The following is an 11,936-nucleotide window of genomic DNA, read 5'->3' on the forward strand; positions in this document are numbered from 1 at the left end:
CTACAAAAACTGAAAGTGAGGGTGATTATTTTGACCGTTAAGTATGAGTACTATCCACTTTCGCATCCCCAAAAACGTATATGGTACATAGAGCAAACATATCCTCACACCTCCATGTACAATATAGGAGGAATCGTTCGGATGCATGGTTCTGTTGATATTGCTTTTCTTACTCAGGCCATCCAGATTTTTATAAAAAAGCATGATGGATTAAGACTTCATTTGCATGAGAAAGAGGGGGATGTAAATCAATACATTGTGGAGTTGAATGATTTTGATGTGCCTTTCTACGATTTTAGTCATTCGGATCAAGCCGAGGAAGAGGTGCTGAAATGGGCTGAGGCAGAGTTTACAAAACCCTTTGTGCTTATTGATCATCCGTTGTTTTCCTTTGCTACTTTTCGAGCTCATGAGAAATATACAGGATATTTTGTTAAGTTGCATCATATTATTGCTGATGGCTGGTCTATCAATATTATGACAAATCAAATCAGTAACATTTATCAAAAAATAAAAAATGGTGAGAATATATCTGAAGAAGTTGAATACTCGTACGTAGATTTTTTACATCAAGAAGAGAAGTATGTAACTTCCTCGCGTTTTGAAAAAAATAAGAAATATTGGAATGACAAATTCCAGTCACTTCCCGAGAGTTTTTTGAGTAAGAGTTCAGATCAAGTGGAAGGAAATAGGAAAACCATCGATCTTGATAACGACCAGTCAACTCGTATTAACGAGTTTGCTACTAGGCATCATTTATCGCTAAGTTCCTTGTTTATTATGCTAACCTTACTCTATCAGTACAAAACACAGCAAAATAATGATCAAATACTTGGTATCCCTGTTCTTAATCGTTCTGGAAATAAAGAAAAAAATATCTTTGGGATGTTTACTAGTTCCATGCCATTCCGGTTGAAACTAGAAGACACTGAGACATTGTTGGCTTTATACAAGAGAGTTCAAAATGAGGTGTTAAGTAATTTTTTTCATCAAAGATATCCGTATGATCTTCTGATTAGCAATTTAGAGCTAAAGAAAAAGGGCTATGATAGTCTGTTCCAAATTTGTGTGAATTACTATGGAACGAAGTTAGTGAATGAGCTTGAGGGAATAAGTATTGATAATCTGGAATTTTACAGTGGTTATCAAGCATACTCATTACAATTAGTCATAAAAGAATGGTCAAGTGAGAACAAAATTACTTTGTTCTATGATTACAAGACCAGCGACTATACCAATGAACAGATCGAAGAAATTCACGATCGACTGATGTACATGCTAGAACAGATCATAAAACAGCCTGAAAAGTTGATTAAGGATATCTCTCTTTTGAGTGATCAGGAGAAATATGAGCATATCTATGGGCGAAATCAAACTGATGCGTTTTATCCACGAGACAAGGTGATACATCAGCTTTTTGAGGATCAGGTAGCACTAACTCCTGATCGTGTCGCTGTACGTTTTCAAGATAAAACCTATACCTATCGTCAACTGAATGAACAAGCTAATAGACTAGCGCGTACACTTCGTACAAAAGGGATAGCTTCAGATCAATTCGTTAGTATTTATATGAGGCATTCGTATGAGATGATTGTGGGAATTTGGGCTGTCTTAAAAGCAGGAGGGGCATACGTGCCGATTGACCCTGATTTTCCTCTTGATCGTGTTTCATATATTTTGCAGGATAGTCAGGCCAAGCTCTTATTATCAAATGCAGATGTAAATATAGAAGGCTTCGAGGGAGAGGTTATTCGTCTTGATGATCCAGCAAACTATTTATCAGAATCGCATAACCTTGTAAACATTAATCAAGTAAGTGACTTGGTATATGCGATTTATACCTCTGGTTCTACAGGAAAACCAAAGGGTACATTAATTGAACATAGAGGATTGGTCAACTACATTCATTGGGCAAAACAAAAGTACATACAATCTCAGGATGAAACCTTTGCCCTCTATTCCTCCTTAGCATTTGATTTGACAGTTACATCCATTTTTGCTCCACTTTTAAATGGAAATCAGATTATTGTTTATGTCGAAAATGAATCTGAATTTGTGCTGGATACTATTCTTCGTGAAAATCGTGTCAATATCCTTAAACTGACACCTGCACATCTTGCTTTAATTAGTGACAAGGATAATCACAATTCCGTAATCAGACGATTCATCGTTGGTGGAGAAGACCTGAAGGCAACACTCGCTGCCAAAACTTATGAAAGCTTCAAAGGAGATATCAGCATTTACAATGAGTATGGACCGACAGAAACAGTAGTGGGTTGTATGATCTATGAATATAATCCTGAGATAAATAGAATGGGCTCTGTACCAATTGGTCGTCCGATCAATAACGTACAAATCTACCTTCTCAATGATGATCTACAGCCTGTACCTAATGGTGTTACAGGAGAGTTGTATATTTCCGGTGATGGCGTTGCTAGAGGGTATTTGGCTAGAGAGGATTTGACGAAGGAGCGTTTTTTAGACAATCCGTTTAAACAAGGATATCGTCTTTACAAGACGGGAGACCTTGCCCGAATGCTACCTTCACAAGATATAGAGTATGCAGGAAGAATCGATCATCAGGTAAAGCTGAGAGGATATCGGATTGAATTAGGGGAAATTGAGAACTGCTTAACTAGTTTTGCATCTGTAAAAGAAGCTGTGGTCATTGATCGAGTAGAGGAGAACGGGCGCAAATATCTGTGTGCATATATGATCGCAGATGAGAATATTTCTATAGTTGAGATGCGCCTAAAACTAACAAACAAGCTCCCTTCTTATATGATTCCAACATATTTTGTTACGATTGATAAATTTTTGTTAACATCAAATGGAAAAATTGATCGTAATCAACTTCCTGATCCACTTGCTATAAATAGTGTAAATCAATCAGGAAATAAACAGCCAAACGATACAGAAGAAATAGTAATGAAAATCATGAAAGAAGTATTACAGACGAATGAAGTTACAGTAGATTCTAATTTTTATTTTCTTGGTGGAGATTCGATAAAAGCGATTCAAGTGGTTGGTAAACTGAATCAGATGAATCTCGGTGCTACGGTGAGAGATATCATGACTTTTCCAGTGGTACATGAACTTGCAGCTGCTATTGAAATGAATCAACAACCTGTAGCTCCACAAGAGGCGATGAGTGGAGCAATCAAGCCAACACCAATCACAGCATGGTTTTTCTCGCAGAATCTAATTGAGGCTCAACATTGGAATCAATCTGTCCTCCTTCAACTAAAAAAGGCATTTACAATAGAACAAATAAGCAAGGTACTTACAAAAATTGTCCATCATCACGATACATTGCGACTCAACTATGATTCGAAGGCAGAAGCGCTCTTTTATAATGATAAGCATCTAGCTCAAACAGTGGATGTTGAAACGGTGGATTTGTCGGAAATTCCGTTTGAAAAACAGCTTGAACAATTGAAACAAATCGGTGAGCAAGTCAAGAGAAGTTTCGATCTGGAACAGGGATTATTGTTTAAAGCAGTATTGTTCCAGTTAGGTAAAGGTGAGACGCGTTTGCTACTTACAGCACACCATTTAGTCATCGATGGCGTTTCATGGCGGATTTTATTAGAAGATATGGGGCAGCTTTTCCGCGACATAGAAGAGGGGCGCCGGTTACACCTACCAGCAAAAACTCACTCGATGCAAAGATGGGCGGAAGAGCTGGAGCATTATAGTAAAACAGGAGCATTCCAATATGAACAATACTGGAAGGAAGCTTTGGTAACCTCAGCCTTACATCATAAAACGGAAGCTGAGGAATGCTTGGCAAATTGTGAGACACGAAATGCTGCATTCACGAAAGAGTCGACAGACCAATTGTTGTATAACGCCAATCGGGCATATCAAACGCATTCTCATGAGCTTCTCATTATGGGAGTATGTCTAGCAACCGCCGCTTTAATGAATGAAACAGATATAGTGATAGAATTGGAAGGACATGGAAGGGAACAGCTGTTTTCTGATATAGATGTGTCGCGTACCATTGGTTGGTTTACGTCTATGTATCCTGTTAGATTGCAACTTCCTCAGGGAGATATTGCTCATGTAATTAAACATCTCAAGGAGCAGATCAGAACCGTGCCGAACAAAGGTATTGATTTTGGGATTCTTACCTATTTGACAGGGCAGTTCAGTCAATTGCCAGAGAAGCGAATTCGCTTTAACTTTTTGGGGGAAGTAGACAATCAAGTGGACAATCAGTTTCTTACTTTAGCATATGAGGATACGGGATCAGATATCTCTTTACAAAATTCAATGACATGCCTCATAGAAATTAACGCCATGATCAAAGAGAAAAGGTTACATGTTGCTCTTACCTACAGTAAAAGCAACTATCATCTAGTAGCCATGCAACAATTTCTGGATAATATCATCACAAGCACAAACGATATTCTCAAGCATTGCTGTCAGTCAGAGGAGATCCGAGATTTTACCCCTTCTGATTTTACTACCGTTACTCTCACACAAGATGATCTTGATGATTTATTCGCCTAAGAAAGGAAACGAAAAAGATGAACATGAAACAATTGTTATGCCGACCCATTTTTCTGACATGGTTGCTTTCCTTTATATTCTTGGTGTATCCAGTTAATCAGATAAGTGCAGCTACTATTTCACTATCACCACAAAGATTAGAGCAGATGGAAGAGTTCATTACAAAGCAAATGAATACGGCGGAAATTCCCGGTTTACAGGTAATCATTGTGGAAAAAGACAAAACGATATATCAAAAGGGCTTTGGTTACGCAGATGTACTGAGCAAAAAGCCTGTTACGAATGAAACGTTGTTCGAATTAGGATCAAATAGTAAAGCTTTCACTGGTCTTGCCATCTTACAGTTAGCTGATAAAGGGCTAATCGATTTGAATGACCCGGTAACAAAGTATCTTCCTTGGTTGAATCTTTCCTATAAAGGAAAGATTCAACCTATTACGTTGGGCCAATTCCTTTATCATACAAGTGGAGTTCCGTTCAAATCGATAGGTTTTCTCCCAGAAGGTAATGAGGAGGATGCACTTGAAAAGACGGTACGAACATTGCTTGTACAGGAGCTGAATCGTGAACCTGGTACAAGGTACGAATATGCGACTATCAATTACGATGTATTAGGATTGGTAATAGAAAAGGTCACCAACCAATCTTTTGAAACGTACATCAAACAAAATATCTTAAACGCTCTGGAGCTTCCAGATACATATGTTGGTGAGCAAAACGTTGATCAAACACAAAAGGCCACTGGCTACAAGATGGGATTCACTGAACCTCAAAAATACAATCCGCCTAGTTTCCGGGGAAATACACCAGCAGGATATATCATAAGCAATGGAATAGATATAGCTCGGTGGATGAAAATACAAATAGGAGCAGGTAGCACAGGTAGTATTAACCCCGCTCTAATTAAAGCATCTCATGAGCCAGATCGTAAGGTAAAGCCTAGCAGTAGTGGGTCATCATATGCTACTGGCTGGGAAGTTTATCAAAAAGGAGACGGTGAGCTTTCACACCCTGGAAGTAATCCGACGTTTAGTTCGTTTATTGTATTTCGCCCAACTGAACAAATGGGGGTAGCTGTATTAGCCAATATGAACAGTGACTATACAGTTAATATTGGGCAGGGAATTATGAACATGCTTCTTAATAAAGAAGTACCTCCTATCCATTCAGACCTATACAAAAAACTGGATCAGTTATCGTTTTCCATTATTTGTGTAGTAGGTCCTGTTTGTCTCGCGATTCTTTTTTTAATAAGTCGTATATTTCTCGAAGTATGGAAAAAGCAACGAAAGTTTCAAGTGATGAAAAAAAATGTAATAGTGGGCCTATTGCTCCATTTACTACTATTATGTATATTCTCGTTAGGCATTTTCTATTTGCCAAATCTGCTATTTATGGAACTAACTTGGCAATTTATTAAAGTATGGATTCCAGAAACGATTATGTTTGCTGTATATGGAGTTACACTAGCATTCGTTCTCTATTTCTTTTATTCGTTACTTCTCTTGTTTTCTAAAAAAAAACAGGAAAACATTTATTTTTCTTTAACAGTTCTAAGCATAGTTAGTGGCTTTGGTAACGCCTTTATTATCTTCATTGTTAATGAAGCCTTTACACGAACAAATAATTTGGTTAACGGTTTACTGTTTTATTTTATCATGGGGATTTTTATGTATGTCGTTAGCCAAAAGATACTTCGCTCGCGTCTTGTTACATTAACCAATCAATTGGTTTATGAAAAACGGATGGAGTTGGTTGAGAAATTACTTCAAACTAGCTATAGCAGTTTAGAAGAAATAGAGCAAGGTCGTATTCAGGCTACATTAAACAATGATACAGAAGTTATTAGTCGAGCAATCAATATTATTATTACTTGTGTAACTAATTTCATCACACTAGTTTGTTGTTTTATTTATCTAGGAATCATGAATTTTTATGCATTTGCACTCTCCGCTATGATTATCGCGCTTGTAGCAGCGATTTACTATCTTATTGGGCAGAAGGCAAATAAGCTGTGGGAGAAAACACGTGATATTCAGAATGTTTTCTTCAAATTCATCACCGATATGACTAGTGGGTTTAAAGAACTGACCTTGCATAGAGGAAAACGTGAAGAGTTTCATATTGCAATTCAAGAAAGCTGTGCAGAATACCGTGACAAACGTGCCGAGGGCGATCTTAAATTTGCAAACGTATTTATCATCGGGGAATTACTGTTTATTATCGTAATCGGTTGTGTCGTATTCATCTTTCCAGAAATATTTAAACAAATGGATGCTGATATGCTACGGAACTATGTTTTTGTTTTCTTATATATGACCGGACCTGTAAATGGTTTATTAAATGGACTCCCTCAAATTGTAATGATTCGTATTAGCTGGAAACGTATCACCAAAATGATCCAAGAACTAGCCTTAGCGAAAGACCCAGAGCAAGACAAGGTATTAACGTCAGAGAACGTCATGCAACCGGTTCGGATGATTGTAAAGGATGTATCTTATGACTATAAAATTCAAGAAGAGCGAGGCTTTAGCGTTGGACCTATCAATTTTGAGTTTGCATCTGGAGAAATTATTTTTATTACAGGTGGAAATGGGAGTGGAAAGTCAACACTCGCGAAGCTATTAACCGGTCTGTATGCACCTATAAAAGGGGAAATTACTATCAACGGTAGCAAGGTCACGCATGCTCAATTGAGTCAATATTACTCGGCGATTTTTGGGGATTTCCATCTATTCGATCGCCTTTATGGGATTGATTCTAAGCGTAATGAACAAGAGATCAAGCACTATCTAGAGGTCTTAGAGCTGCATGAGAAGGTGAAAGTGGAAAATGGGATTTTCAGTACAACCAGACTTTCAACTGGGCAAAAAAAACGACTTGCTCTTTTAATTACCTATCTGGAAGATCGGCCGATTTGCCTTTTTGATGAATGGGCTGCTGACCAAGATCCTGAGTATCGACGCTTTTTCTATCAAGTGTTATTGCCAGACATGAAACAAAAAGGGAAGTGTATTATTGCTATCACACATGATGATCAATATTTCCACATAGCCGATAAAGTGATTAAGATGGATGCGGGACAAATGAAGAACCCAGTCAGTGTTTGAGGCAATTGATACATTAGTTTACTAGTTCATATAAAAGAGACTCACTTTTTATGTATATGAAACAAAAAGTGAGTCTCTTATTTTTACATGATAAGAATGATGATGTAGCTAACAGGACGCTTCATGAGGCGTACCCAGGTTCAGGTTATGTCATTTACCTTTTACAAAATAGAAATGTAAACTAGAAACTAGTAAGCTATACTCTTTGAAACAAAACCAACTATTACATTACCATTTGAATCCTTACTCGACCCAAAATACCAAGTTTGATTTTCTCCGACGACACTCACTTCACCATGAAGAGGTGCTGAACCACGAGCCTTACTTTTTGATGATGGTGTCGCATAAAAATAACCTTTTTCAACTTGTATGCTTACCTTTTTAGGGCTAATGACATTGTACTGAGTTAGCAACGTTTTAGATAGATAGCCTTGGTCAATGGAGGCAAAATCGTTTGAACCGCCTTTATCCTTCACTTCATAACCATACCAGAGTGTGGTAGCAACAGAAGCTGAAGTCGCTGGGGAGCTATATACTGGTGCTTGATCGACTGCAATGATAGTTTTTTTCTGTACCACTGGGGCTTTGACAGCTTGTTTCGTGGCTGGAGTAGTACTTTTACTAGGTGCTTTGGCCTTGGCAGGAGATGTACTTTTGATTGAATTAGAGCCCCCACCATTGTGATAATGATATTCTCCGTAGGAAAGACCCCACTTTTCACAGTTGGTACGGCAGGTATGCCCGCCGTTCTTGTCTGTTCGACCTGGATGTGCTGATGTTTGCTGGAATGGTATAGCTAGCATAGTTAAGAACAAAAAAAATAATAGTGCTTTTTTCATAGAACATTCCTCCTAAAATAATCTCGATACTATCATAGCATAATTACAAAAAATGGAAAGTTGTGAATTTTTGCTGACACATTACTTGTGTAAAATGGTAAAAGGATGTTAAGAGCAATGGATTGGTACAAAACAGTAGAACTGATTACAGCAAAAAAAAGAGGAGATAGCCCTCCTCTTTTTTTTGCCAGACGTATCGTAATAATAGTTATTCATCTCTTATTTGGTGCACTCGTAATTCATCTCATGGTATTCTTTAATTAGTTTTTTTAGAAGGATGCTTTCATAAGAGCTTAGACCTTGTGAGTTCTCCAACATAATGAGGGAGTGTAGGTCGTTCACTAGCATTAATTTCCTACGGTCAGTACTTGTTAGTGCCATGGGGTCTTCCCAACTCCTTTTTTGTCAGATTAGTAATTAGTATATCGTTATTTATTAATTTGGTAAAACATGGTAAGGGGCGGCCTCTCTTGATAATATGGCTTCTCATGGTGTGAGCGAAGCTGACTGAACCTATTCCTAAAATTGCGCCAGTATAATGCTAAATACAGCCGAATCCGGCTTTTTTAGGCGGAATAGTAAGAAGCAGGTATGATTTTGTAATTATTGTCTGAGAAAAAGAAGGTACTTAGGAGGAGATACACATGAATATGGCTGTAGAAGCTGTCTTATTAGCAACAAAGGCGCATGCCAATCAACAAGATAAAGGAGGACAACCTTATATTTTGCATCCTTTGCGCGTTATGATGTACATGCCTTCGGACGAAGCAAGAGCAGTTGCGGTTTTGCATGATGTATTAGAAGATACCGATGTGACCGCAGATGATTTGCGAGAAGCGGGGTTTCCAAAGGAAGTAGTGGAGGCAGTGATGATCCTTACCAAAAATTCAAAAGAGGATTATGACAGCTACATTAAAAGGGTTAAACAAAATCAGTTAGCGCGAGCTGTGAAGATTGCGGATATCAAAGATAATTTGGATTTGACTCGAATAGCGGAACCTACGGAAGCTGATGTAGCTCGTATAGAAAAATATAAACGAGCACTGAAAGAATTAGAGGCGGATGCTGAGGATAACCAAAAGCTAAAAAATCCAGAGGAAAATAAACCAACTTCTCATTTAGAACAGGATGGAAATACAGAAGAGGGCACTCCTAATGATGCTACTAAGGAAGATACTCCTCATGAAGAAGCGATGGATGATGACAAACAGCATAAAGAAGAGTGAGACCAATATGCACAATTCAATAAGTTTGATTCAAACTGCTTGTACTTGTGTCATTCTCTGAAGGCTGTTATTCTAATAAAATAGTGTATTTTTGCACAAACGACCTATGATTAGGCATGTGCAAGAAACAGAGAATGAAGGAGGGCTCCATGGGCTTATTTCACTTTGACCTAAATACGCTCCCTTTCCGGGTTATCGCGTTTGTGATCGCATTTTCCATGCATGAGTGGGCACATGCGTTTATTGCTTATCGATTAGGTGATAACACAGCGAAAAACGAAGGGCGTTTAACACTCAATCCAATTCCGCATCTAGATCCGTTCGGACTCCTGATGATTTTGTTTGGACCTTTTGGATGGGCTAGACCTGTTCCGTTTAATCCTTACAATTTCAGAGGTAATAAGCGTCTAGGAATTGTGTATGTTGCAGCAGCAGGACCGTTCGTGAACTTAGTGTTAGCGTTTTTCTTTTCGTTTCTATGGTTTTATATTCAGACCCCATTCTGGGCAGACATGATGGCTTCCTGGCCTGCTAAGGGGTTAGAAGCGGTTTCTTTAACCTTAGAATACTGTATTTTGATTAACTGCGCTATGCTAGTGTTTAACATGCTTCCAATAGCTCCGTTAGATGGCTCTAAAATCCTGCGTTATATTTTACCGCATAAATGCAGTGGATTCTTTGATAAATTAGACCTATATGGACCATGGTTGTTATTGTTAATCGTATTCTTGCCACCGTTACGTGGATTGCTTAGCGTACCACTAGGCATCGTATTGTCTTGGATCCAAAGCATTACACGATATGTGGTTATTCAGCTTTTTTTATAACATGATTGCAATGAAGTAAGGCGGGATTAGCGTTGTCATACAGTATTAAATTGGATTCGTTTGAAGGGCCGCTCGATTTGCTTTTGCATTTGATCGACAAGGCGGAGGTAGATATCTATGATATACCAATAGCGGTGATTACTGAACAATATTTGGATACCATTCATACGATGCGTGAGCTTCAATTGGATGTAGCTAGTGAGTTCGTGGTCATGGCTGCTACTCTGTTGGCCATCAAAAGCAAAACGTTACTTCCTAAAAAAGAGGAGATACATTTTGAACCATTGCACGATGAATATGGTGAAGAGGAAGATCCTCGGGATGAACTGGTACAACGCTTACTGGAGTATAGAAAATTCAAGCGCATGGCCGAACAACTACGCGAAATGGAGACGGGGCGTAGCCAGGTATTTACTCGACCGGCTGAGGACTTAACACCATATGCGCGTGAAGAGGAGCCAGGAATTGCAAATGTGACCCTATTTGATATGCTTCATGCATTAGAAAAAATGTTTGCGAGATTGCAGACCAAAGAGCCTGTAGCTAAGGTCTCACGAGATGAAATTTCCATAAAGGACCGGATGAAAGAGATTCGTCAGCTCATTAAGGTTGGAGGAGGGCATGTTCGCTTCTCTCAATTGTTTATTACAAACGTTACTCGCACTGAGATTGTGACGACGTTTCTTGCCTTACTGGAATTGATGAAGGGAAAGGCTATTACGTGTGTTCAAAATCAATTATTTACGGACATCTTGATCAGTGAGGGAAAGGGAGAAACGGAACATGGATTATGATAAATTAAAATCGGTGATAGAGGGTCTTTTATTTATCTCCGGTGATGAGGGGATAGATGCAAAGCAGATTGCCGAAATCATAGAGGTTTCTGAAGATGTTGTCATTGACCTACTAGAGGATATGAAAGCGGACTTTTACCGATCGAATAGAGGTATTCAGCTTGTGGAAGTGGCGAAAGCTTATCAATTGACTACTTTGCCTGAACACATGATGTATTTTGAAAAGCTGGCTACTTCCCCCACGCACTCGTCGTTATCGCAAGCGGCATTGGAAACCTTAGCTATCATCGCGTATCGCCAGCCGATTACTCGTTCGGAGATAGAAGAGATTCGTGGAGTGAAATGCGAAAAAGCGCTACATACTTTGACATCTAAACTTTTGATTAAAGAAATGGGACGTGCAGAGGGGATCGGACGACCGATCTTATATGGCACAACTAAAGAATTTCTAGAGTATTTTGGATTGAAAGGAATTGCAGATTTACCAGAACCGCCAATTGATTTTTCATTTGATCAACACGATGAGGAAATGGCTCAATTGTTTCGCGGGAAGGAATCTGCTGGAAACGACTAGGACCCGATTAAGATTAGGGTATATCATAGGTCTTGTCTCCATATACTT

General features: G+C 38.7%; 8 protein-coding genes. 7 read left to right on the forward strand and 1 reads right to left on the reverse strand.

Translation table 11 applies throughout. The features are described 5' to 3' along the window. Positions 1-21: 21 nt before the first annotated feature. Together ACQV1I_RS09690 and ACQV1I_RS09695 are read left to right on the forward strand one after the other, a co-directional pair. The gene (locus ACQV1I_RS09690; RefSeq protein ID WP_236645760.1) at positions 22-4,518 is read left to right on the forward strand and encodes an amino acid adenylation domain-containing protein; all 4,497 of its coding nucleotides are present in this window, start codon (positions 22-24) and stop codon (positions 4,516-4,518) included. Positions 4,519-4,535: 17 nt separating this feature from the next. Next, positions 4,536-7,628, forward strand: a complete 3,093-nt coding sequence (locus tag ACQV1I_RS09695; protein WP_116333767.1) for a cyclic peptide export ABC transporter — start codon at positions 4,536-4,538, stop codon at positions 7,626-7,628. 188 nt (positions 7,629-7,816) lie between these two features. On the opposite strand, the gene ACQV1I_RS09700 is transcribed toward ACQV1I_RS09695, so the two are convergent. Then, positions 7,817-8,467, reverse strand: coding sequence for a YHYH domain-containing protein (locus ACQV1I_RS09700; RefSeq protein WP_116333768.1), 651 nt, complete (start codon positions 8,465-8,467; stop codon positions 7,817-7,819). Between the two features lie 117 nt (positions 8,468-8,584). Here ACQV1I_RS09700 and ACQV1I_RS09705 point away from each other — a divergent pair, with 117 nt between their 5' ends. The 5 genes from ACQV1I_RS09705 to scpB all read left to right on the forward strand — a co-directional run bounded on the left by ACQV1I_RS09705 (position 8,585) and on the right by scpB (position 11,888). Next, on the forward strand, positions 8,585-8,731 hold the full coding sequence (locus ACQV1I_RS09705; protein ID WP_161555068.1) for a hypothetical protein: 147 nt from the start codon (positions 8,585-8,587) through the stop codon (positions 8,729-8,731). A 380-nt stretch (positions 8,732-9,111) separates the two neighbouring features. Further along, positions 9,112-9,693 carry an HD domain-containing protein gene (locus ACQV1I_RS09710; protein ID WP_116333769.1) on the forward strand — a complete coding sequence of 194 codons (582 nt, stop codon included), beginning with the start codon at positions 9,112-9,114 and terminating at the stop codon, positions 9,691-9,693. Between the two features lie 149 nt (positions 9,694-9,842). Continuing rightward, positions 9,843-10,520, forward strand: a complete 678-nt coding sequence (locus tag ACQV1I_RS09715; protein ID WP_104032613.1) for a site-2 protease family protein — start codon at positions 9,843-9,845, stop codon at positions 10,518-10,520. 32 nt (positions 10,521-10,552) lie between these two features. After that, a complete protein-coding gene (locus tag ACQV1I_RS09720) occupies positions 10,553-11,314 on the forward strand; it encodes a segregation/condensation protein A (protein ID WP_094698954.1) in 762 nt (253 codons plus the stop codon). Then, positions 11,304-11,888: an SMC-Scp complex subunit ScpB gene (gene scpB / locus ACQV1I_RS09725; RefSeq protein WP_104032614.1), complete on the forward strand. Its 585-nt coding sequence runs from the start codon at positions 11,304-11,306 to the stop codon at positions 11,886-11,888. Before ACQV1I_RS09720 ends, scpB begins: the two co-directional genes overlap by 11 nt. Positions 11,889-11,936 lie beyond the last annotated feature (48 nt).

Origin of the sequence: Brevibacillus sp. JB24b (assembly GCF_051713385.1) — a bacterium.
In the GTDB taxonomy this organism is placed as follows: domain Bacteria; phylum Bacillota; class Bacilli; order Brevibacillales; family Brevibacillaceae; genus Brevibacillus_B; species Brevibacillus_B laterosporus.